Annotated in this window: 21 protein-coding genes and 1 tRNA gene; 11 read left to right on the top strand and 11 right to left on the bottom strand. The window is 57.5% G+C overall.

The window, feature by feature from the left end; all coding sequences use genetic code 11:
• The first annotated feature begins 88 nt into the window (after positions 1–88).
• The 4 genes from speA to speB all read left to right on the top strand — a co-directional run bounded on the left by speA (position 89) and on the right by speB (position 5,318).
• Entirely contained in the window at positions 89–1,978 is a 1,890-nt protein-coding gene (speA, locus tag ACR3FC_RS13545) for a biosynthetic arginine decarboxylase (RefSeq protein ID WP_480475644.1), read from the top strand.
• 22 nt (positions 1,979–2,000) lie between these two features.
• Complete coding sequence (locus ACR3FC_RS13540) at positions 2,001–3,224, top strand: saccharopine dehydrogenase family protein (protein ID WP_480475642.1); 1,224 nt, start codon at positions 2,001–2,003, stop codon at positions 3,222–3,224.
• A gap of 85 nt (positions 3,225–3,309) precedes the next feature.
• Positions 3,310–4,479, top strand: a complete 1,170-nt coding sequence (gene nspC / locus ACR3FC_RS13535; RefSeq protein ID WP_480475640.1) for a carboxynorspermidine decarboxylase — start codon at positions 3,310–3,312, stop codon at positions 4,477–4,479.
• Positions 4,476–5,318 (top strand): agmatinase, encoded by an 843-nt coding sequence (gene speB / locus ACR3FC_RS13530; RefSeq protein ID WP_480475638.1) that lies wholly within the window; start codon positions 4,476–4,478, stop codon positions 5,316–5,318. Before nspC ends, speB begins: the two co-directional genes overlap by 4 nt.
• Here the strand turns inward: speB and ACR3FC_RS13525 are convergent.
• Complete coding sequence (locus ACR3FC_RS13525) at positions 5,315–5,905, bottom strand: HD domain-containing protein (RefSeq protein WP_480475636.1); 591 nt, start codon at positions 5,903–5,905, stop codon at positions 5,315–5,317. The two genes, speB and ACR3FC_RS13525, sit on opposite strands and share 4 nt — an antisense overlap.
• 101 nt (positions 5,906–6,006) lie before the next feature.
• Here ACR3FC_RS13525 and ACR3FC_RS13520 point away from each other — a divergent pair, with 101 nt between their 5' ends.
• Positions 6,007–6,840: a LysR family transcriptional regulator gene (locus ACR3FC_RS13520; RefSeq protein WP_480475634.1), complete on the top strand. Its 834-nt coding sequence runs from the start codon at positions 6,007–6,009 to the stop codon at positions 6,838–6,840.
• A 2-nt stretch (positions 6,841–6,842) separates the two neighbouring features.
• On the opposite strand, the gene lptF is transcribed toward ACR3FC_RS13520, so the two are convergent.
• On the bottom strand, positions 6,843–7,982 hold the full coding sequence (gene lptF / locus ACR3FC_RS13515; protein ID WP_480475632.1) for an LPS export ABC transporter permease LptF: 1,140 nt from the start codon (positions 7,980–7,982) through the stop codon (positions 6,843–6,845).
• Positions 7,983–8,419: 437 nt separating this feature from the next.
• Between lptF and ACR3FC_RS13510 the strand changes: the two genes are divergently transcribed.
• Positions 8,420–8,638, top strand: a complete 219-nt coding sequence (locus ACR3FC_RS13510; protein ID WP_480475630.1) for a hypothetical protein — start codon at positions 8,420–8,422, stop codon at positions 8,636–8,638.
• A 164-nt stretch (positions 8,639–8,802) separates the two neighbouring features.
• Here ACR3FC_RS13510 and ACR3FC_RS13505 read toward each other — a convergent pair.
• Positions 8,803–8,878: transfer RNA gene (locus ACR3FC_RS13505), tRNA-Trp, on the bottom strand.
• 141 nt (positions 8,879–9,019) lie between these two features.
• Here ACR3FC_RS13505 and ACR3FC_RS13500 point away from each other — a divergent pair.
• Positions 9,020–9,724, top strand: a complete 705-nt coding sequence (locus ACR3FC_RS13500) for a lysophospholipid acyltransferase family protein (protein WP_480475628.1) — start codon at positions 9,020–9,022, stop codon at positions 9,722–9,724.
• Here ACR3FC_RS13500 and ACR3FC_RS13495 read toward each other — a convergent pair.
• The 5 genes from ACR3FC_RS13495 to ACR3FC_RS13475 all read right to left on the bottom strand — a co-directional run bounded on the left by ACR3FC_RS13495 (position 9,721) and on the right by ACR3FC_RS13475 (position 16,894).
• Positions 9,721–9,966: a MoaD/ThiS family protein gene (locus ACR3FC_RS13495; protein ID WP_170346142.1), complete on the bottom strand. Its 246-nt coding sequence runs from the start codon at positions 9,964–9,966 to the stop codon at positions 9,721–9,723. The genes ACR3FC_RS13500 and ACR3FC_RS13495 overlap by 4 nt on opposite strands.
• A complete protein-coding gene (locus ACR3FC_RS13490) occupies positions 9,959–12,214 on the bottom strand; it encodes a xanthine dehydrogenase family protein molybdopterin-binding subunit (protein ID WP_480475626.1) in 2,256 nt (751 codons plus the stop codon). Before ACR3FC_RS13490 ends, ACR3FC_RS13495 begins: the two co-directional genes overlap by 8 nt.
• The gene (locus ACR3FC_RS13485) at positions 12,214–12,693 is read right to left on the bottom strand and encodes a (2Fe-2S)-binding protein (RefSeq protein ID WP_209597982.1); all 480 of its coding nucleotides are present in this window, start codon (positions 12,691–12,693) and stop codon (positions 12,214–12,216) included. The genes ACR3FC_RS13490 and ACR3FC_RS13485 overlap by 1 nt, the downstream gene beginning before the upstream one ends.
• Entirely contained in the window at positions 12,690–13,556 is an 867-nt protein-coding gene (locus ACR3FC_RS13480) for an FAD binding domain-containing protein (RefSeq protein WP_480475624.1), read from the bottom strand. Before ACR3FC_RS13480 ends, ACR3FC_RS13485 begins: the two co-directional genes overlap by 4 nt.
• A gap of 125 nt (positions 13,557–13,681) precedes the next feature.
• A complete protein-coding gene (locus ACR3FC_RS13475; RefSeq protein WP_480475622.1) occupies positions 13,682–16,894 on the bottom strand; it encodes a reductive dehalogenase in 3,213 nt (1,070 codons plus the stop codon).
• A 75-nt stretch (positions 16,895–16,969) separates the two neighbouring features.
• On the opposite strand from ACR3FC_RS13475, the gene ACR3FC_RS13470 reads away from it, so the two are divergent.
• Entirely contained in the window at positions 16,970–17,872 is a 903-nt protein-coding gene (locus tag ACR3FC_RS13470) for a LysR family transcriptional regulator (RefSeq protein WP_480475620.1), read from the top strand.
• A gap of 130 nt (positions 17,873–18,002) precedes the next feature.
• Positions 18,003–18,704 carry an SDR family oxidoreductase gene (locus ACR3FC_RS13465; protein WP_480475618.1) on the top strand — a complete coding sequence of 234 codons (702 nt, stop codon included), beginning with the start codon at positions 18,003–18,005 and terminating at the stop codon, positions 18,702–18,704.
• Positions 18,705–18,706: 2 nt separating this feature from the next.
• Here ACR3FC_RS13465 and ACR3FC_RS13460 read toward each other — a convergent pair whose 3' ends face one another.
• The 3 genes from ACR3FC_RS13460 to ACR3FC_RS13450 all read right to left on the bottom strand — a co-directional run bounded on the left by ACR3FC_RS13460 (position 18,707) and on the right by ACR3FC_RS13450 (position 22,018).
• Positions 18,707–19,978, bottom strand: coding sequence for an NAD(P)/FAD-dependent oxidoreductase (locus ACR3FC_RS13460; RefSeq protein WP_480475616.1), 1,272 nt, complete (start codon positions 19,976–19,978; stop codon positions 18,707–18,709).
• Between the two features lie 176 nt (positions 19,979–20,154).
• Entirely contained in the window at positions 20,155–21,312 is a 1,158-nt protein-coding gene (locus ACR3FC_RS13455; protein ID WP_480475614.1) for an acyl-CoA dehydrogenase family protein, read from the bottom strand.
• A 142-nt stretch (positions 21,313–21,454) separates the two neighbouring features.
• Positions 21,455–22,018, bottom strand: coding sequence for a TetR/AcrR family transcriptional regulator (locus ACR3FC_RS13450; RefSeq protein ID WP_480475612.1), 564 nt, complete (start codon positions 22,016–22,018; stop codon positions 21,455–21,457).
• Positions 22,019–22,321: 303 nt separating this feature from the next.
• Here ACR3FC_RS13450 and ACR3FC_RS13445 point away from each other — a divergent pair, with 303 nt between their 5' ends.
• Positions 22,322–22,786 carry a nuclear transport factor 2 family protein gene (locus ACR3FC_RS13445; protein ID WP_480475610.1) on the top strand — a complete coding sequence of 155 codons (465 nt, stop codon included), beginning with the start codon at positions 22,322–22,324 and terminating at the stop codon, positions 22,784–22,786.
• Positions 22,787–22,797: 11 nt separating this feature from the next.
• Positions 22,798–23,418 carry a pyridoxamine 5'-phosphate oxidase family protein gene (locus ACR3FC_RS13440; RefSeq protein WP_480475608.1) on the top strand — a complete coding sequence of 207 codons (621 nt, stop codon included), beginning with the start codon at positions 22,798–22,800 and terminating at the stop codon, positions 23,416–23,418.
• Positions 23,419–23,588 lie beyond the last annotated feature (170 nt).

The raw sequence follows: 23,588 nt of genomic DNA, 5'->3' as shown, positions 1-23,588 counted from the left end.
CCAATCAGATAGTTTACACTTGGAAGAATCAAACTGCTGCCGTATTGGCGGGCGCGAAACTGGCACCCTACGTTAAGGACCGACTTGATTGAAACAGACGCCCGACGCACCGCATTCCATCTACGGAGTTGAGAAATGGGGCAAAGGCCTCATCGAGGTGACCGAACAGGGCGAGATCGGTCTGCGCAATCCCACGGCCCCCGAGACAGCGGCGATCAGCCTGCCCGGTATCCTCAGCGATCTGGACGACCGCGGCATCAAGGCACCGATGGTCCTACGAGTCGCGTCTTATCTGGAACACGAAATCGCCCATCTGAACGAAAGTTTCCAAGATGCGATTACGCGCGTGGGCTATAATGGCAGCTATCGCGGCGTATTCCCGATCAAGGTAAACCAACAGGCCCAGGTTGTTGACCGGATCGTCGAGTTTGGGAAGAAATATAACTATGGGCTCGAGGCAGGCTCCAAACCCGAACTGGTGATTGCGCTGGCCCATCGTCTGGCCCCTGACGCGCTGATCGTGTGCAACGGCGTCAAAGATGCCGAGTTCATCCAACTGGCGATTCTAAGCCGCAAGATTGGGTTCAACACGGTCATCGTTCTGGAAAGCCCGAAAGAGGCCGACACGGTAATAGAAGTTTACAACGAACTGGGCATCGAGCCCCTGATCGGTGTTCGGGTGAAGCTGACCAACCAGATCAGCGGCAAATGGGAAGAAAGTTCGGGCGACCGCTCGGCCTTTGGGATGAACACCGATCAGCTTATCGCCACGGTAGACAAGCTGAAAGACGCAGGCTTGCTGCATTGCCTCAAGCTGCAGCATTCACATCTGGGCAGCCAGGTTCAGGATGTCAACGATGTGCGCCGCGCTGTGGGCGAAGCCTGTCGCTATTACACCGAGCTAACTCGCGAAGGCGTTCCATTGACTCACCTGGATCTGGGTGGCGGCATGGGGGTCGATTACACCGGCGAAAAGAAAGCTGCCGAAAACTCGATCAACTACACGGTCGAAGAATACTGCGCCAATGTCGTCGAAACCGTGGCCTACGCCATGGACGAGGCAGAGGTGGGCCATCCGACACTGGTCACGGAAAGTGGGCGCGCGGTGGTGGCGACGTCCTCGATGCTGGTCTTCAACGTGCTCGAAAGCACGCTTTACGATGCGCCCAATGGCCCCGAGGTTGATCCGGATGACCACCACTTGGTCTCGGACCTCGCCGCGGTGCACGGATACCTCTCCCGCGACCGTCTGCAGGAATGCTGGAACGACGCCACCTTCTATCGTAACGAGCTGCGCGCCCTGTTTCGTCGCGGCTATGTCGACCTGCGTCAGATGGCCCGGGCCGAACGGATATACCTGTCGCTGATGGCGCGGCTCAAGGCGTTGGCCGCGTCAGAGGATCTGGAAACGGACCTGAACGACCAGCTTGAAAAGGTTGCGGATATCTATCACTGCAACTTCTCGCTGTTCCAGTCGCTGCCAGATGTCTGGGCCATCGACCAGCTGCACCCGATCGTGCCGCTGCAATATCTGAACCAGATCCCCGACCGTCGCGCCGTGCTGTCCGACATCACCTGCGACAGCGACGGCAAGATTGACCGGTTTATTCTGGCCGACGGTGTGTCCCCCAGCCTGCCGGTGCATTCCCTGCCTGAAGAGGACGAATACTTCATGGGCGTCTTCTTCGTCGGTGCCTATCAGGAGACATTGGGCGATCTGCACAATCTCTTTGGTGACACCAACGTGGTCACCATCGACCTGCGCCCGGATGGCGGCTTTGACCTGCTGCACGAACAAGAGGGCGACACGATCAGCCAGGTTCTGTCATATGTCGAGTTCGACCCGCAGGATTGCGTCGCCGCCTTCCGCAAAATGGTGGATGAGGCGATTTCGACTGGCACCCTGAAAGCCAAGGACCGCAAAACCCTGATGAGCGCTTACCGCGACTCGATCAACGGTTACACCTATTACGAATAACCCCTGAGAGGAGATCACCCCCATGGGCACTTTGAGTGGCAAAACACTGGTTGTCGGCGCGGGCGGCGTATCCCACGCTGCCGTGCACAAGATGGCAATGAATTCGGATATCTTCACCGAAATCACACTGGCCAGCCGCACGAAATCGAAATGCGACGCGATCGCCAAGTCGGTGAAAGACCGTGTGGGAGTTGATATCGCGACCGCCGAACTGGACGCCTACAAGGTCGAAGACACCGTAAAGCTGATCAAGGAAACTGGTGCTGAAATCCTCGTGAACCTCGCCCTGCCCTATCAGGATCTGGTGCTGATGGACGCATGCCTTCAGGCGGGCATTCATTATGTGGATACGGCAAACTATGAGCCCGAGGATGAGGCCAAGTTCGAATACCACTGGCAATGGGCCTATCAGGAACGGTTCAAAGCGGCCGGTTTGACCGCCATCCTTGGTTCGGGCTTCGATCCCGGCGTTACATCGGTCTTTGCCAAATGGTTGAAAAAGCACAAGCTGGACACCATCCGCCAGATCGACGTGCTGGACGCCAATGGCGGTTCGAACGATCAGGAATTTGCCACCAACTTCAACCCCGAAATCAACCTGCGCGAAGTGCTGGCCGAAGTGCGCCACTGGGAAAACGGCGAATGGAAACACTCTCCCGCCATGACCCACAAGGTCGAGTTCGATTTCCCCGCCATCGGCCCTAAGAACATGTACCTGATGTATCACGAGGAACTGGAATCGCTCTCGACCCACTTCCCCGAGATCGAGCGCGCCCGCTTCTGGATGACCTTCGGCGACGCCTATATCATGCATGCCAAGGTCTTGGAAAATGTCGGCATGACCCGCATCGACCCAGTGATGCATGACGGCAAGGAAATCATCCCGATCCAGTTCCTGAAAACCCTTTTGCCCGATCCCGGTGATCTGGGCGCGGAAACCAAGGGCAAGGCCTGCATCGGCGACATCGCCACAGGTCAGGCCAAGGATGGCTCGGGCGAGAAGACTTATTACATCTACAACATCTGCGATCACGAAGAATGTTATGCCGAGGTCGGCAGCCAGGCAGTCAGCTACACCACCGGTGTCCCCGCCATGATCGGCGCGGCGCAGGTGCTGAAAGGCAACTGGTCCGAGCCTGGCGTGTGGAACATGGAACAGCTCGACCCGGACGACTTCATGGACATGCTGAACGAACATGGCTTGCCATGGCAGGTCCATGAACTCGACGGCCCGGTTAACTTCTGATCCGCTTTAGCTTCATCTGGCCCTAAATATCCCGGGGGTCCGGGGGCAGCGCCCCCGGCCTCTCCACCAAACGGAGACGCCGGTTATGTCCGACATGATGACCACACAGGCCGGTGACGCCGGCGCCTTCCGCAATTTCGACCTCTCCCGTGTACCCAGCCCCTGCTTTGTGGTCGACGAAAAGGCGGTTGAACGGAATCTGAAAACCCTCGCTGATGTCGGAACCCGCTCCGGCGCGCATGTTCTCAGCGCACTCAAGGCGTTTTCGATGTTTTCGCTGGCCCCGTTGGTGCGCCGGCACCTTGCGGGAACCTGCGCCTCGGGTATCTATGAAGCCCGGTTGGGACGCGAGGAATATGGCGGAGAGGTCGCAACCTTCTGCGCCGGGTACAAAGACGCGGATATCGACGAAATCCTGTCGCTGTCCGATCACGTCATCTTCAACTCCGCTGCCCAAAAGGACCGGTTTCTCGCCAAAGCCCAAACCGCCAAAGTGCAGGTTGGCCTGCGCATCAATCCGGAACATTCCGAAGGCGAGGTTCCGAAATACGATCCCTGCGCCCCGTGCTCGCGCCTTGGCACACCAGTCAGCCAACTGACCGCCGACACGTTGCGCGGCGTTGACGGCTTGCACATGCATACGCTTTGCGAACAGGGGTTCGAACCGCTGCAACGCACGTGGACCGCCATCGAACCGAAGCTCAAACCCTACCTTGATCAACTCAAGTGGCTGAACTTCGGCGGTGGCCACCACGTCACCCGCGATGATTATGACCGCGACGGGCTGGTGGCCTTCCTCAAGGACATTCGCGAAACCTATGGCATTGATGTTTACCTTGAACCCGGTGAGGCTGTGGCGCTGGACGCAGGTATTCTGATCGGTGAAATCCTCGACCTGCCGACCAACGGCATGAACCTCGCGATCACTGATATCTCGGCCACATGTCACATGCCCGACGTGATCGAGGCCCCCTATCGCCCTGCCCTTATGGATGAGGCCGAAACAGGCCATACCTATCGCCTTGGCGGCCCGTCCTGTCTGGCGGGTGACGTGATTGGCGACTACACCTGGGGCAAGCCGCTGGAGATCGGACAGCGTTTTGCCTTCCTCGATCAGGCACATTACTCGATGGTCAAGACAAACACCTTCAATGGCGTCCCCCTGCCCACAATCGCCCTGTGGAACAGCGAAACGGACGAGCTGAAGATCATCCGGCAGTTCGGATATGACGACTTCAAGGACAGACTCTCATGAGCATTTTTCTCGACAGTGAATTGACCGCATCCGAACGCACCGAAGATGCCCGCTTTCGCGTGATCCCGGTGCCTTTGGAGCGCACGGTCTCTTACGGGTCCGGCACGACCAAAGGCCCCGAGGCAATTATCGAGGCCAGTAATGAACTGGAACGCATCACCGGTCACGCGGAGCCCTGTGTCGAAGGAATTTTCACCGAAGAACCGCTAAATTGTGACGGCCCGTTGCCCGAGGTAATGGAACGCCTTGCGCACCGCACCGAGGCTGCAATTCGGGCTGGAAAGGTACCGGTCACTTTGGGCGGCGAGCATTCCCTCAGCTATGGCGCAGTGATAGGTGTGGCCCGTGCGCTAAACCAACCCATCGGCATCGTCCAAATCGACGCCCATGCCGACCTGCGCAACGCTTATCAGGGCGAAAAACACTCTCACGCCTCAGTGATGCACCTGCTTGCCGAAGAAGGCGTTCGGCTCGCCCAGTTCGGTGTTCGCGCTTTTTCAACTGAAGAGGCCCAAAGCCGACTGAGAAACCACGTCTTTCACGTGGATGCCGAGGAACTGGTGACAGGTAACATCCATTCGGTCGACCTGCCTGCAGACTTCCCCGAGCTGGTCTATGTCAGTTTCGACGTCGACGGGCTGGATCCATCGCTGATGCCCGCCACCGGAACACCGGTGCCCGGTGGGTTGGGCTATTACCAGGCACTGCGACTGGTCGAACACGCGCTCAAGGGGCGCAGATGCGTGGGCTTCGACGTGGTTGAGCTGGCCCCGGACGGCAATGCCGCCTGGGACTTCACCACAGCTCAGATTGTCTATCGCCTGATGGCCGCTTGTTAATCTTCGGCAGTTTCGTTCAGCTCCATATGGCCTTCGCCCTTGCTCAGGATGCGGCGCAGCATGGGTTCAAAAAACTCCAGCGGTTTCGTCGGATAGTCTGGGTCAAACGCCTTCTGATCATATTCATGGCAGAAATAGCGACAGTCTTCCCAATGGGGGCTGTCGCGATACTTGTCACGCGCGTTGCGGTCGCCGCCAAGGTGGTGGTTGTAGTAGTAACCCTGAAACACGCAATGGTGTTTGAGTATCCAATAGGTTTTCTCGCTGACATACGGCTTCATCATCGCCGCTGACAGCTCTCCATGGTTGTAGGGTGACAGAATATCGCCGGTATCGTGGATCAGAGCGGCGACCACCAACTCCTCATCCGCGCCATCCTCATAAGCCCGGGTCGCGGCCTGAAGGCTGTGCTGATACCGGTTGACCGGATAGGGTGTCCATTCCTCGTCCAACGACCGAATAGCGTCGAGGATGCGATCCGGCAGAGCCGCATTATACGCCTCTTCATAATCCATAACGGCGTCCCAGTCGGCCTTGGTGGCACTTTCAAAACTGGTCCAGGTCGGTTTGTGGCTTTTGTCCAGCATGGCTGATCCCTTGGCGTGTTTCCTGAAGTCGACAATATTACGAGTCGCAACTTCAAAAAAATGAATTGATTTTATCACAATGATCAAAAAATACTCTCGGTATGCGAACCAAAGCTTTGAAAACCTTTCTATGTGTGGCTGAAACGGGTGGTTTTCATGCCGCTGCCCGTAAGCTGAATGTGACTCAAACGGCCGTCAGCGCGCGCATTCATCTGATCGAAGAAGAAACCGGCAGACCACTGTTTACCCGCGGCGCCGGTGGTACAGCGCTGACCGAATTTGGCAGACAATTCAAACCGTATGCAGAACAAATATTGTCCCTTTGGGCCTTCGCGTCGCGCGACTTACCGTTGCAGACGCAAAACCGCCCGGCACTTCGGTTGGGTGGTCAGCTCAGCATCTGGGACCCTTTGCTTGTGGATCTGGCTGTTCGGTTTGAACAGCGCTTTGACAAACTGCTGCTGACACTGAACTACGATCACGATCTGAACATGGTTGAAGCTGTGGCGACCCATGTGCTGGACGTGGCGATCACGCATGAAACGCCATCAGCCCGACGCGTCACTTATCACGAACTGGAACCGGAGCTTCTAACCCTCGTCAGAACACCGCAAGCAGCAACGGCAGAAAACGATTTGGTCTTCGTCAATCTTGAACTTGGAGAGATCTACCAGGATCACGTTAGATCGGCTGCGCGACGTGCCTCAGGGCAGACCTTGTTTCTTGGCAATTGCATGATGGCGCTACGATATGTCCTGCAAAGAGGCGGATGCGGCTACTTCCCCGACTACGTCATTTCGCAACATCTGGCTTCGGGTGCGCTCGAACGGGTCGAAGACAGTGTAAGCCTGCCGTTGCCGATGTATTTGGTCGCCCGTGGTGATCGCGAAGAATTCGACGACATTCGTTGTTGTCTGGAAGAACTTCGAACCTGAAATCAAGCGGGTGTTGCGATGACCTCGGACCCGCGCGCACGTTTCCGCAAAAGCGGACGACCTGCGACAAGCAGAAAACAGCACGAGATCAACACACCCATAACGGCGGGAAGGTAAAGCAGCGCCCAAAGCTTCGGGTCATCGATCACAACCGGGGACACAAACCCGCGTACGCCTTCAAGCAGCACAAGAATGGTAAAGGCACCCAAAATCTGAGGCCACAATCCAAACCGTGAAAAGCTGCCCAGCATCAGGGTTGAATACCCCGCCAGCGACACGGCGATGCAAATGGCTATCCAAGAAAATCGCTGATGCAGTTCTTCGATCAACTTACCCTGGCTGAACCCCTCGGTTTCTGAAATCGTATCCTGGTTGAGGATCAGATCAGAGGTCGGAATGGCTTCGAGGCTGCGGTTCGTCAACGGGCTTGCGTTCGTCAGTTGCGAAATGTCGTATGATGCGTCCTGAAACAGGGTCGAGGACAGAACCCTGCCCGCTTTGTTCAGGCGCAACGCCACCCCGTCGACCATCACCAGATGAACTCCCGCGTCGTTATTGACCAGATAAGCGGTCACGCTGGAATAGCTGACTGCGTTTTCCGGGTCGCGCCGATCGGACACGAACACCTCGTGCAACGTACCGTCTAAATCGATGCCACCGATGTAAACCGTAACATCTTCGGCGGGGTGCAGAAATTCGCCTTCATTCAACAACTGCGCTGTCACATCTCCTGCTACTTCGGCTTGCCGGTATTCCAGTTGTTGGACCGATGCAGGGCGCAGGAACACACTGATGGCAGCCATCATCAGACCGGTGATCACACCGAACAAAACAACGGCCCGCGCTAGTCGCCACGGGCTTGACCCGGTTGCCAGCATCACTGTCATCTCGCTTTCGCGACTCAATCTGTTGGTCGCATAGACGGCAGCCGCAAATACCGCCATCGGCATAACCGTACGAACAAGCGTTGGCAGGGTCAGCGCGGTGAATTCAAGAAACACCATAGCGGACTGGCCACCGCTGATGACTTTGTCAAACAGGCTGACAGAACGGGTGATCCAGAAGACACCCACCAGGACGAGGGTGAAGAAGCCGAATAAAACCAGCAATTGCCGCAGAAAATATCCATCAAAACGCGACATATATCCTCATCCGGCTGATTGCGTCGTGGCCGGACAATAAGTCAATCGCCCACCCAAGGAAACCTCGATTACCGCCTCAGAACCGGCATCGGCGGCAACCTAGTTATTCGGACATAGGAAGGGCGCGCTCAACCACAAGCGCGCCCCGGCCACAGGAGGGAAAAACAAAACAGCGTCATGTACCGAACGTGAGCGCCAACTCGTAACAGTTGTAAGTAAAGCGGGATTCTAGTGATTGGTCTGTGATTTAGTTCACCTTTGAACCGGTCACATGAACACTCTTATGGACAAGAACCCCAGCAAAAAGTTAACGACACGTTAACGCCTTGTTTCCAGCCCATTCACTGTACTACCAACATAGTGATACCTGTCGGTTTTGGTGAATGTCCGTGACAGGACGATTGCAAATAACAGTATCAGTTGGCACAAGGAGTCCGATGGCAATGCATAAACCTTCGACATCAGAAGCCGCTGCACTGAATGCGCAATTACTGAAAAAGACCGACTCGGATTACGATGTCGCTATGTGGGCCGCGTGTGCATTGATGGCGCTCCACTCAGGCAAACCAGCGGTGTTTCAAGAATATCAGAATATGTGGGCTGAAAAACTGGATGCGGTACGCCCGCACGAAAAAACAGGTGCCAACAAAAGATAACAACAGGTCACGATGGCCTCGCGCCATTGTGCCAGTGTTGTCGAAGCCAATGCTGCGACTAGTATTGATCCAAGCGCGAAATAGCTGAAGACAGGTATAGCGAACTCAAAGGCTGAAACCCGTTCATCCTTGGAAATCACAACTTAGTATTCGGACAATTTCAATGGCAGGGGCAGCAGGGTTCGAACCCGCGACCTACGGTTTTGGAGACCGTCGCTCTACCAACTGAGCTATACCCCTGTAGTGAGCCCCAGATATGCCAGCCGCGCGGCGGACTCAAGAGGCTTTTTCAGATTCCGATCCACGAAATGTCCGGACAAACAAGTTGCGCAAAATGCGTGGTGCGCTAAGACAAGGACCGGTTAGCAGAAGGAACCCGGCGTGAACCTCCGTAAGAAGATTGCAGACAGCGAAGCTGTGCTAAACTGGGTGGCGCGTCGGATTGCAAATTATATTCGGCTGGTACACCGCAACACACGTTGGCAGCGCATCGGCTATGAAGAACTGGACCAGTTGGCCGAACAGGGTGAGCCGGTCATCGTTGTTCTCTGGCATCAACGGCTGGCGCAGTCGCCTTATTTTTTCCCGCTGGACAAGGGGCGCATCTGTTCGATTACATCTTCTGCGCGGGCTGGCAGCATGGTGGGTCGCGTGCAAAAGTTGTTTGGAATGGACACCATTGCCATGGCCAGCAAGGCACGCCATGTCGCCCTGTCGCGACAGGTATTAGGCAAAATGAAACAGGGGATATCCATTGGCATAGCGGCGGACGGCCCCCGTGGGCCAGAGCGGGTTTTGTCAACGGTTCCTCTGGTTTGGGCGCGAACATCGGGTAAACGTGTTTTTGGTATTACCTTTTCGGCGAAACATGGGCGAGAAGCAGGAACATGGGATCATCTTTTGATGCCCCGCCCATGGGGTAACGAGGGGGTTTTTCTGTGCCGGGAATGGACAGAAACAGTTCCTCGGAAAGCCAGCGAAGACGAAATAGAAACGCTGCGTTTGAGTCTCGAACAACACATGAACGATATCACGGCCGAGGCAGACCGAATGGTCGGGCGCGAGCCTTGGTCGCCTGACGCTTAACCGCCTCTCAGCCTTTGCATCAAATAGACTTCACTGCCTTCGGGAATCGGTTCGGTCAGTCCGGTCGCGATCACGCGCCCGTCGACAGCGATAGACACGCCAGCGTCGATGGGTGCTTGAAGCTGCGGATGCGCACGCACGAGCGCACGCAGCAATTCTCCGGTGGTTTTGGCCTCGACCTCAACCACCTGCTGGCCCCCGGTCAGTGACCGGAGGCCGGACCAGAGGTGAACCTCAACCATTGCCCTTGAGAGCGGCCAGAATGCGTGGCGGCGACATCGGCAGCCGCTTCATTCGCACGCCAGCCGCGTTGGACACAGCGTTGGCGATGGCGGCCAGTGGCGGCACGATACCCGTTTCGCCCACACCGCGAACGCCAAACGGGTGGCCCGGATTCGGAACCTCGACGATCACGGTGTCGATCATCGGCAGGTCGCTGGCCACCGGGATGCGGTAGTCGAGAAAGATCGAGTTCTGCAAGCGACCGTCTTCGCCGTAGATATATTCCTCGTTCAGGGCCCAGCCGATACCTTGCGCGGCACCGCCCTGATACTGGCCTTCGACATAGGTCGGATGGATCGCCTTGCCTGCGTCCTGAATGACCGTGTAGCGGGTCACACTGGTCTTACCGGTTTCCGGGTCAACCTCGGCATCGACGATATGGGTGCCAAAAGACACGCCGGCACCTTCGGGGGTTGCCTCGAAATGGCCCGAGATCGGACCACCCGTGCGGCCCATATCAGCGGTGATATCGGCCAGCGGCATCGGATCGAAATCGCCTGCATTCGGGCCTGAGGGCACCGCACAGCCGTTTTCCCATTTCACCGCATCAACCGGGATGCCCCATTTGGCCGCGGCCCGTTCGCACAGTTTCTCAACCGCGTGTCTCGCAGCTTTGATCGTCGCCAGCCCTGACGCGTAGGTCACGCGAGAGCCATGGCTTACGTCATTGTAGCCCAGCGTGGCCGTATCGGCGATGGTCACCCGGATGTTTTCATACGGGATGCCCAGAACCTCGGCCGCCATCAGGGCCATCGACGCGCGCGAGCCACCGATATCAGGCGTTCCGACCATCACCTGAGCCGAGCCATCCTCGGACAAGGCAAGCGAAACGCTGGTCTCGCCACCATGGTTAAACCAGAAGCCACAGGAAATACCGCGCCCCTGCCCCGGCTTCAGCGGAGCTGAATAATGAGGATGCGCCTTGGCTGCCTCCAGCGTTTCGACAAGACCGATGCGCTCGTAGGTAGGTCCATAGCTGGCTTTCGTGCCCTCATGCGCGGCGTTCTTCAGGCGCACCTCAACGGGGTCGAGACCCAGCTTGTTGCACAACTCGTCAATCACGGACTCGACTGCAAAGGCGCCCATTGGTGCACCCGGCGCGCGGTACGCTGCCTGCTTTGGGCGGTTGGACATAACGTCATAGCCGATCTGCTTGACGTTGGTCAGGTTGTACGGCGCAAAGGCACACATGGCTGTCATGTCGCCCGGCGCACCGGGAAAGGCCCCGCCCTGCAAGCGGAAAACACCCTGGGCCGCCGAGATAGTGCCGTCTTTCTTCATGCCGATCTTGACGTCCATCGAGGCAGACGAAGTCGGACCAGTGGCCCGGAACACCTCGGACCGGGTCATCACAAGCTTGACCGGGCGATTGGCCTTACGGCTGAGCGCTAGTGCGACGGGTTCGATGAAAACGGTTGTCTTACCGCCAAACCCTCCGCCAATCTCAGACGCAGTGACGCGCAACTGCGAGGTTTCAATTCCCAGAAGCGCGGCACAGGTTTTCTGCGCAATCCAATGCCCTTGTGTCGTGCACCACAACTCACCTTTGCCGTCATTACCCAATATGGCCAGACAGGCGTGCGGTTCGATATAACCCTGATGCGTCGCTTCAGTGACGAAACTGTCTTCAATGACCAGATCCGCTTCGGCAAATCCGGCCTCGACATCGCCGTGACCACTTTCATGATAGCGGACAACGTTCGGGTGCATTCCTTCCGGCACGGAATAATCCGCTGCCCCTTCGCGGATCACAGGCGCGTCCGGTGCCATCGCCTTATCCACATCGGTGACGTGGGGCAGAACTTCGTATTCGACCTCGATCAGCTTGAGCGCGTCACGCGCCGCCAATGCCGAAGTCGCAGCGACCGCTGCAACCGCGTGCCCGTCATATAGCGCTTTCTCACCGGCCATAACGTTTTCCAGAACGTTGTAGAATTCACCTTCCAGACCGGGCTTGAACGGCACTTCAGCAAAGTCGGCACGCGTCACAACAGCTTTGACATCCTTGTGCGCCTCGGCTTTCGACGTGTCGATTTTCACGATCCGCGCATGAGCATGAGGTGAGCGCAGGATCGCGCCATGCAGCATTCCCGGGGCGTAGGCATCCGCTCCGAATTTGGCGCGGCCGGTCACCTTGTCCAGACCGTCGGGACGGTTGGGGCGGGTGCCGACAAAAGTGAAGTCTGATTTACGATCGTCCAGAGCCATTACGACGCCTCCCGCATCTCAGCCGCCGTATCCATCACGGCGCGAATGATCTTGTCATACCCAGTACAGCGGCAGAGGTTGCCTGCCAGCCAATACCGCGTCTCTTCCTCGGTCGGGTTCGGGTTTTTCTCCAGCAACGACTTGGCCGCCACCAGAATGCCCGGCGTGCAGATGCCGCATTGCAGGGCGGCGTATTCGATCATCTTCTTTTGCAGCGGGTGCAGAATATCACCGTCGGCGATGCCTTCGACGGTTTCGATCTGCTTACCTTCAGCCTCGACACCCAGCATCAGACATGAACAGACCAGACGGCCATCAACGGTGACCGAGCACGCGCCGCAATCGCCGGTGCCACAGCCCTCTTTCGCGCCTGTCAGGTTCAGCTTGTCGCGCAGACAATCCAGCAGAGTTTCACGCGGATCACACAGGTATTCGACCGCATCGCCATTCACGGTGGTGGTTACGTGGAGCTTTTTCATGCGTTTTCTCCCTTCGCGCGGGCATAGGCAATTTTTGCAGCGCGCTTTGCCAGAACGCCTGCGACCTCGGTACGGAACGCGATCGTGCCGCGCTTGTCGTCAATCGGGTTACAAGCGGCAGAGGCGGCGGCGGCCAGCGCAGCCAGGGCCGCATCATCCAGCGCGCTCCCGATAATGGCCTTGGCACAGTCTTCGACCAGCAGAACGGTCGGGGCCACGGCGCCCAGTGATACACGGGCCTCAGTGATGGTGTCGCCGTCAAGACGCAGGTTCACACCAACGCCAACCACAGCGATGTCCATTTCGGTGCGGGGGATGAACCGCAGATAGGCATCGCCGCCGTTTTCGCCACGTGCCGGGATATTGACCGCCGAGATCAGCTCGCCTTTGGCCAGCGAGGTTTTACCGGGGCCGGTCGGAATATCCTCGACCGCGACTTCGCGAGTGCCGTCCGGGCCGGTCACGGTAACAGTCACACCAGCTGCGACCATGGCGGGCACGGAATCAGCCGCAGGTGAGCCGTTACACAGGTTACCGGTCGGTGTTGCGCGCCCCTGCACCTGGGTTGATCCGATCAGGTCCATCGCCTCGACCACACCGGGCCAGTCACGACCCAACTCGGGATGCTCGCTCATTTCGGCACCGGTTGCGGCAATTCCCAACGTCCAGCTTCCATCAGCATTGCGGGTAATGTCGTGTACACCGTTGATTTTCTTGATGTCGATCAGCGTATCAGGCGTCACCAACTCCGAGCGCAGCTGCACCAAAACGTCGGTGCCGCCCGCCAGAAAGCGCGTGATGCCCGTCGCATTTGCGGCCAGAGCCGAAGCCTCGGCAAAGCTGGCGGGGCTGTGATAATCCATAATGCTACCTCGCACCTGTTGGTCAGGGATATCTGGGTTCGGGGCGACGTTAATTCACCACCCACCTGACGTCCATGGGCCGAGCGACCAAATTTAACCGTCCAAAGGTCGCTTTCTGACCATGCTTACAGATCGAGCTCGATCACACCATCCGGCTCCGCAGCGCGGCTTTGGCACAGAATCATCGCCCCTTGGCGCTGCTTTTTGGACAGCACGAAATCCCGATGCTCGACCTCGCCCGAAAGGACACCGCATTTGCACACACCACAGATACCATCGGCGCATTTCACATCCACGCGAAAACCCGCCTCGTTCAGAACCTGAGCGGCATCCTTGTCTGCGGGCACAGGCAACGTTTTACCTGAACGCGCGAGTTTCAGGATAAATGGGTGGTTTTCGTAGTCCGGGGTTTCCGGGACCGAGAAATACTCAAGATGTCGGGCCTCTTCGGGGAAACCCTGATGTTCCGCGGCCTGCATGACCCCTTCCATGTACCGATCAGGCCCGCATGTATAGACGTGCCATCCCTGCTGATACCCCGACAGGATCGCATCCAGATCAGCGCGCGAGCCTTCATCCGAGAAATGGTAGTGGACGCGATTCGCCCAGGGCATCCCCGCCAGATCATCCAGATACCCCGCACCGCCCCGCGTCCTGGCCGAGTAGTGCAACTCGAAATCCATGCCCAAAGCATGCAGGCGATGAGCAAATGCGATCATCGGAGTGATACCGATACCACCCCCCATCAAAATGGTTTTGGACGCCTCTTCGTCCAGTTCGAAATGGTTGATCGGTTTCGAGATGAAAACCTTGCGCCCTACGTTGAAAATTCGGTGCAGCAATGCCGAGCCACCCCGCCCTTCATCCTCGCGCAGAACACCGATCTGATAGGTTCCCCGTTCTGACGGGTCGCCGGACATGGAGTATTGTCGCAGGAACTCTGGCGCTACAAGCACATCCAGATGCGCACCTGCGGACCATTCCGGAAGCGGCGCACCGTCAAGGGAGGCAAATTCATACTTGGTGACGTCAGCGGTCATCTTGTCGACCTTAGTCACAGCGACCCTCATCACCGGCGCATCACCTGCGACCTGATAGCGATGAATGATCGACATATCCCCCGCAGCTTTGCGCGCCTTGTAGTCTTTGGCTGTCACCAAAGCCTCATAGGCGGCAATTCCTGCCTCGCGATCCATTGCAAACGGATAGGGCCAAGGGTGCGGGGCCAAATAGGCCGGGTAGACCGCCAATGTCTGATCCTCGTATCTAAGGTCCAGATCCTTTTGCAGATCGCGCCGGTTCAAAGGGTGTGTTGTTGGCCGATACGCCCCGTCGGGCTGCAACTCGATATCCCACCACCATTTCTTGGTGTCGTTCAAACCGCCATTGCCAACCGCATCATCCAGCTTGGCCAATGCAGGCGCCGCAGAGGGGATGTTCATCGCGGCCCAACGGAACGGGCGCTCCTTGAAGATACCCTCAAGGTTCCAGGGGCAGGTCTTCATGCACCGCCCGCACATCGCGCCTCCCGGAGTGGTCACGCGGTAGGTCGCGCATTTCTGGCTGTCGGATTTCCAGATTTCATAGCCGTTGAACATCAGCTTTGGCCCAGCCGTGATCGCGCCCGATGGGCATTCGCGCGCGCATTTGTTGCAAGATTCGCAAAAGCTTTGCAGACCGAAATCGATGGGCCTGTCATGCACGATCGGCATATCCGTGGTCACCACGCCTGATTTCAGTCGCGGCCCAAGATAGGGGTTCAGGATCACTTCGCCGATCCGGCTGACTTCGCCCAGACCGGACAGCAACAAAAGCGGAGGTTGCAGAACTTCGCCATCCATCACCGTATGCGCCTTGGCCTTGTAGCCAAGATTGCGGATCTGCTGTGCAATCACGCCACCCAGCAAGGAAAATCGCAGATAGGCGCGCATCGATTGGGCGACGCTGATCCAGTCGTCGCCGCTGGCACCCTCCATCGTTTCATAACCCTGATCGATGATCATGCTGACGGCCTGATCATGGGGCGGCACGATTTCTTCGCCCGTTGCGTCATGGGAATACCATGTCCATTCCGGACACCGGCTGAGACCAACCGCATCGCCCCCCAGAAAATAGGTCGCAGCCTTGATGTTTGCTGCGTTGCGTTGTGCGTCAGATGGCTTGGGCGCGTCAGCGCTTTCACCGTCCTGCAACAGTACAAACGCACCCAAAGCACGGCGTTGGGCAAAACTCGGCGCTGCCTTGCGGACATAATACCCGCCTTTGGCCGCATCCTGTAGCGACTTGCCCATATCTCCGAACTGCGCCCGAGCAAACATATCTGCACGCTTGGGCACACGAGCGACATTCTCTTCATCAATAAAGGTCGTTGGTGTCTCGACCCGTTTGAGTTTCTCAAACGGATGCGCCCCGTCCACATAGCGCCGTTTGGCATATGGGTCACGGTTGAGGGCGTTCTTGGCAAAGCCCGTGCCCAACCACCATGCCGGCCCCTGCGTCCGGAACCAGGGCTGATCGGCCATAGGCTTCAGCGGTTTGTCATGGGCCATCGGCATGTCAGTCGTCACAGCGGCCAAACCAAAGCGCTGGCCCAGCCAGGGCACGACAACCTCTCCATCCTCGACCGAAGCCAACCCGGCGGCGACCGCCAGCTTGCCCAAATCGACGTCGGTCGACATCATGCTGTGCGCCCGCGCGTCAAAGCCCAAAAGGCGAATGTAATTGGCAATGACCACCGCATTCTCGGTCGCCAGCAGACAGGCGCGATGGTCCTGCGCGTCGACTATCCAATCAGCGCCGGGTTCGGACGGGTCGGGATCGCGGTTGTGTTCATAAAGAAAGACAATGCTGTGCCGATGGCTGTCGATCGGCTTGGGCGCGGCCTCCATGCTGTCTTTCAGATCAGCCATGATGACGTCGATCCCGGATGCCAGCGTTTTGGTCTGACGGGTGCGCAACGCGTGGGCAAGCCGGTCAATATCGGGATTGCGGCGGGCCTCGGACAACAGGGCGTCAGATGGCAGTGGACCGCACCCCATCATCGACGCATCGTTGAAGTAGCCGAACGCTTTTATGTGGTTGGCCCGTTCCTGCGGGTTAGATGGAATCTCGGACGCAACCGGGTTCACCATTCCGTCGCGGATGGCGTCCATCATCGCCTGAAACTCACCCATCGCATTGACGATGCTGTCAGGGTGTTCCAGTCGGTGGAAGCTCAGCTCGGCCATAGGGGGCACAAGCGACAGATCCGGCATGTCATCTTGCCGGTCCAAACGCTCCAGCGGGTAGCCGCCCATATGAACGGGCCGGTTTCTGTCCGAGAATAAACGGATCCCCATCGAATATCTCCTGTTGATGCCCGTCCCGTACCCCGCCATGGACAGCAAATCCATTCATGATTAATCATAAATGGTATGAGCAAAATCGATTTCACTGACCTTGATGGCAAAGTTCTACGCACTTTTTTGACGATACTCGAGGAAAACTCGGTCTCGAAAGCCGCAGATCGGCTGGGGGTTACGCAATCTGCGATCAGTCATACTCTGGCCAAACTGCGGCAGGTCCTGGGCGACCCGCTTTTTGTTCGCTCAGGTCAGGGTCTGACGCCAACCGAACGGGCCCTGTCCCTGAAAGAGCCTGCGCAACAGGTACTGGACGGGATGCGCGCGCTGACCGACGGTCGACCGTTCGATCCGCTGTCGGAACGGATCAACATCCGCATCGCCACCAATGACATGCCACGAGAGCTGATCTTTCCACGGTTGCTGCGTGACACACGCGCCGAAGGCGCGCGCCTGCGGTTGGAATTCATCCCATCGGGTGTGCCCGACCCCGAATTGTTGCGCAGCGACCGGTGCCAGTTGATGCTAACCCCGCTGCCGCCCGACGGACCGGATATTTTCCAGAAAAGACTGATCGAAAGCCCGCTGATGGTGTTCTACGACGCGACGCAACGCCGACCACCGGGCAGCTGGCAGGACTATTGCCACAGCGACCATGTCGAAGTGCGCTTTGCCGATGGCCGAAACGCCCGCACTGTCATGCGCGGCGTTGATCAAAGCCAGATCAATCCTGCGGTTGTGACCCTGCCGCATTTCAACGCGATCCCGGCCTTTGTGCAGGGCAGCGACCTGATATCGACAGATACGGCACTGATGAAACAGGGCCCACTTGCCGCGCTGGATTGCGCACCTTTACCCTTCGCCTGCCCGCTTGTGTCCATCTATATGGTTTGGCATCAAAGATCGACCAATGACCCCGCCCACCGCTGGTTACGCGGCCGGATAGAAGCCATCGCAGCGTCCCTTCAGACCTGAGACAGCCGTCAGCTGCGCATGACCCGGGCCAGGTTCGGCTGCGGACACGGTCACGAGTACTCAACAAAACTGATTGGTCAAACCGCAAATCATTCGCCATCCTGAAACCAAATCAAAACGGAGATCTCAGATGGAGAAAGTAGCACTCATCACAGCAGGCGGCAGCGGCATGGGCGCGGATTCCGCGAGGCGGCTGGCCGCAGACGGTTTCAAGGTCGGGATTCTGTCATCCTCGGGCAAGGGCGAAGCGCTGGCGCATGAGTTGGGAGGCGTCGGTGTAACCGGCTCGAACCAGTCCACGGTGGATCTGCAAAAGCTTGTTGATGCGGCCATGGCCCATTGGGGGCGCATTGACGTCTTGGTCAATTCCGCCGGCCACGGCCCCCGTGCTCCGATCCTTGAGTTGACGGACGAGGATTGGCACACCGGTATGGACGTCTACTTTATGAATGCGGTCCGCACCACGCGGCTTGTGACACCGATCATGCAGGCGCAGGGCGGTGGATCGATCATCAATATCTCGACCTTCGCTGCATTCGAACCTGACCCGGTTTTCCCGACCTCAGGTGTGTTTCGCGCCGGGCTGGCCGCGTTCACCAAACTGTTCTCGGACAAATACGCTGCCGAAAACATCCGCATGAACAACATCCTGCCCGGTTTCATTGACAGCCTGCCCGAAAAAGAAGAATTCCGCGCTCGCATTCCCATGGGGCGCTATGGGCGCAGTTATGACGAGGTCGCCTCGGTCGTGGCCCTGCTGGCATCCGAAGGCGGTGGCTACATCACCGGGCAGAATATCCGGGTTGATGGTGGCATTACCCGCTCGGTCTGAATTCAGATCCGTGCCTTTATCAGATGCGTCAGCGCCGCGCCGGATTCAAAAAAGGCGCGGCGCACGCGCGTCCAGCTTTCGCGATGCTCATGCACCGCAGGAACGGGCAAAAGCGAAGGCTCACCTGCAAGAAGACTTTCGGCCATCATTCGCCCGAACACCGTGCCAGGGCCGATACCACGGCCGGAATATCCGTGCGCGGCCAGGGCGTTGGGGCCAATCTGCGTGATTTTCGGGATATGGTCCGAGGTCATGGCAATCCGCCCGTGCCAACCCTGTTCAAACGGCTGATCGGCAAGCTGAGGATAAAGCTCAGCCAGTTTGCGTCGGACCCATCCGGTATGCGCGCTGCGTCCTGCATTCCCCAGATCGCCCATGCCGCCAATGATCATCCGCCCCGCCTGATCCAGCCGGAAGGACGTCATGATCAGCCCGGTATCCCAGCATCCTTCTGCCTGCGGCAGAATGCTGGCGCGCAGATTATGCGACAGCGGGGCCGTAGCGTATTGAAAGTAATAAACGGGAACATAGGCGGGCGCAGTATCTGGCAAGCCAAGGTGATAGGCGTTGGTTGCCTGAATGACGGATTTGGCCCTGACAGTCCCGCCCGGTGTGGTCAACACCCATTGCCCACCTTCGTGCCGAAGGGTCTGCACTGCGCTTTGTTCATGGATCTGCACCCCGGCCTGAGACGCGGCACGCGCCAATCCCATGACATAAGCCAAGGGTTGTATTGTTCCTGCGCGAGGGTCGAACAACGCCCCATGAAAAGCATCGCTGCCGGTCCGGTCACGGGCCTGATCCGCCGACAGCAGCGCTACCGGCGCGCCAGACCCGCTTAGCTGCGCATGTCGCGTTTGCAGGTCCTTCAGGCCCGAGGCGGAATGCGCGCAATGCAGGGTTCCGTTGCGAATGGGCTCACATGTGATGCCGTGTTCTTCGATCAGGGAAAAAACGTCTGACGGTGCTTTGCCCAGCAGATCGATCAGGCGATCACCAGCCTCTGCACCGATATGCGCGCGGATCTCATCCGGTGGCAGCCACAGCCCGGCATTGACCAGACCGACATTGCGCCCTGACCCGCCAAACCCGATCTTCTGCGCTTCAAGCAAACAGACCGAAGCGCCGGTACGGGCTGCCGTCAAGGCAGCTGAACACCCGGTATATCCGCCACCTATAATGGCCAGATCAACAGTTGTGTCACTGCTCAGCGGCAGAGCTGTGACTGCTTCGGTACATGTAGTCCGCCACAAGGCTTGTTCGGGATCGTTCACGTCAGACCTCTGAGTCTTTTCGGCGGATCATCATACCGCTGCACGTCCTTTGCAAGTGGGCAACTGTGGTCGGGTCAGCAACGAAAAAACCCCGCAAGCACGGGCCTGCGAGGCCCAACAGAAGCGAGCATTCCGTCAGGAATGATGACATCAGGCAAGAGGCCGCCCGGATACCTTCAAACGTCAAGCGACCGTGCGATCACCTCTTTCATGACCTCGTTGGTGCCGCCGTAAATCATCTGCACGCGGGCGTCTGCGTAGAGACGGGCAATTGGGTACTCCATCATAAAACCGTATCCGCCGAACAGTTGCAGGCACTCGTGCATGATTTCGTTCTGCACCTCCGAGCCCCAGTATTTGGCCATCGAGGCGGTGGCCGCATCCAGTTCGCCTGCCTCCAGCTTGCCGATACAGTCATTGACGAAACTGCGCAGAACCTCGGCCTTGGTCTTGCATTCTGCAAGTTTGAAACGCGTGTTCTGGAAATCCATCACCCGCTGACCGAACGCTTTGCGCTCCTGCACGTACTTTACCGTTTCGGCAATGGCAAAATCGATCGAACCCAGCGCCATGATCGCGATATTCAGCCGTTCCCATGGCAGTTGCTTCATCAGCTGATAAAACCCCTGACCTTCCTCAGCCCCCAGCAGGTTCGTCATCGGTACTTTGACATCTTCAAAAAACAGCTCGGCCGTGTCGTTGCCCTTCATCCCCAGTTTTTTGAGGTTGCGCCCCCTGCGAAACCCCTCGGCCCCTTCGGTTTCGACCACGATCAATGACACACCCCGCGCGCCCTCGGACTTGTCAGTCTTGGCGGCCACGATGATCAGATCCGCCGTCTGGCCATTCGTGATGAAGATTTTCGAGCCATTCAGCCGGTAGGAGTTTCCGTCTTTCTCGGCCGTTGTACGCACAGCCTGAACATCCGAGCCGGTGCTAGGTTCTGTCATGGCAAGTGCGCCGACCATCTCGCCCGAAGCCATTTTGGGCAGCCATTTCTGTTTCTGATCTTCGCTGCCATAGGCGGTAAGATAATGGGTCACGATCGACTGAATACCATAGCCCCAGCCAGCGTCGCCCCGTGCGCCCTGTTCGTACGCGGTGATGGCGTCAAAGCCCATACCACCGCCGACGCCGCCATATTCTTCGGGGATTGCACCAGCCATCAGGCCGGTTTCACCAGCTTTGCGCCAGAAGTCGCGATCAACGGCCCCGTTTTCAACCCAGGTTTCGATATTCGGCGACAATTCGTCATCCATGAACCGGCCAGCCATATCCGCGAACATGCGGTGTTCGTCGGTGACCCATGCCGCGGTCGAAGTGAAAAGTGACATCAAAGGCTCTCCAAACAGTCTTTCGCAAAAGCCTAACGGTCGGCCCGATTCCCGCCAATCCACGTGACGTGGCGTTCCGACTTCGAACAACGCAACGTTTCTTTGCTAAGTAACTTAAAGAACCTGCTTGTTTTCAAGGAAATTAACTCAGCGCCGATGCCAGCAATTGCTGTGCCGCATCCCTGGCGTCCTCCGCAGGATCACAATTCTTGAGCAAAACCGCGGACACGATTGCCCCTTCCTGCAACAACACGATCTGGCTGGCGAGTTTCTGAGGATCACGCGCACTAGCCTGTTCGGCGACGGACGTGAAATGCTCCAGCAACAGCTGCTTATGTTCGGCAGCCTGCACATGGATCGGATGATCTGTATCCTGATATTCAGCCCCGGCCTTGATGAACATGCAGCCCCGGAACCCATCCTCTTTGAACCATTCCTTCAAGGCATCAAAACTGGCGATGAGTTGCTCGGCCGGTGTTTCTGCCATCTCTTCGATGCGCCGATAGAACCACTCGCGAAAATTCTCATCCCGCAGGCGCAGAGCGGCTACGATCAGGTCTTCCTTGGTGCGGAAATGTTTGTACATCGACGTTTTCGACACGCCCGTTTCCGCCACCAGCTTATCCATGCCGGTCGCGTGAAACCCGTCGCGGTAAAAAACCTTCAGGGCTTTGCTGACAAGTTCATCCCGTTTGTTTGGACGCATGATTCGGCTCCATGGTGTACCGTTCTGTACATATTACCCCGAAACATGAAGTACAACCGACCTAACACAAATCATTGTTTTCATTAGAATTCATGGCTCGCCTTGAAACGCGCGGAAAATTTTCTGCTTTTCCCCTTGCAAAAGTTCACAGATCGGTACACCTTATTAGAAAGTTAACCGATCAGTACACCAGAGGATTTGACCGATGAAACGTCGCGCCAGCATATTCCCCCCTCAGTACGTTCCATTTCTTTTGACACTGGCCATCCTTGCCGCCTCTCTGACCTGAAAGCCCCCTGCACCATGTCCCGCCCCCCACTTCCCCCCTTCACGTTCGAAACTGCCACACAAAAAGTACGCATGGCCGAAAACGCCTGGAACAGCCGCGATCCCGACCGCGTCACCCCCGCATACACAGATGACAGTCAGTGGCGTAACCGGGCGGAATTTCTGTCAGGACATGGCGAAATTCACGCCTTCCTAAGCCGTAAATGGCACAAGGAGCTGGACTATCGACTGATCAAGGAACTCTGGGCCTTTACCGGTAATCGCATCGCCGTTCGTTACGCTTACGAGTGGCACGACGATAGCGGTCAGTGGTTCCGGTCTTATGGCAACGAGAATTGGGAATTTGCCGAAGACGGGCGCATGTCGCATCGGCATGCCTCGCTGAACGATCACCCCATAGCCGAAAGCGACCGCTTGTTCCATTGGCCATTGGGTGAACGCCCCGATGACCATCTCGGGCTTTCTGATCTGGGTCTTTGAAAGGACATACCGTGCCGCGTGCGTTTTCCGAACTGACCTTCACCCCTACCGTCCGTGCCCATCAGGAGCGGATGGGATCGGCAAAAACCTATGCCAAATTCATTGAAAGTGGCCCGCAACAGGGCCATTTGATCGGCGAGCCGGAAAAACAGTTCATTCAGGCGCGCGACGGGTTTTATCAATCCTCGGTGTCTGAAACAGGCTGGCCTTATGTGCAGTATCGCGGCGGGCCGGTCGGGTTTCTGAAAGTACTGGGGCCCCAAACCATCGGATATGCCGATTTTTCGGGTAACAAACAGTATATCTCGCGCGGGAATCTGGACGGCAACGATCGGGTCGCGTTGATCCTGATGGATTACGCCAATCAACGTCGTTTAAAGATCCTGGGGCGTGTCGAATTCACGGAGGGTCAAGCCGCCGCTGCCAGCTTGTATCCAGAAGAGGCCGAAGCCCCTGCAGAGCGGGCGGTGATCATACGTGTTGAGGCGCTTGACTGGAACTGCCCGCGCCACATCACGCCGCGTTTCACCGAAGCCGAACTGCGACCGCATCTGAACAGTTTGGGCCAGCAACTCGCGCAGTTGCAGGCTGAAAATGAAAGGCTGAAACAAGAGCTGTCAAAGCTCTCGTGACGCGTAAGACACCACAGATTTTATTGAGTATAAACAGGGAATAAGCCAATGGTTCGTTCGGTCTTTCAGCTTTCTGCGGCGTGCCTTGCCGGAGCGGCCCTGATCCTTATGATAATGATGTTTGGTTTTTTTGCTTCGCCCAGCGCCGTCCGAACATCACCACCTTCTGT

The sequence above is a fragment of the Ruegeria sp. AF3 genome, assembly GCF_056536285.1.
This window is presented reverse-complemented; position numbering and strand designations above follow the sequence as displayed.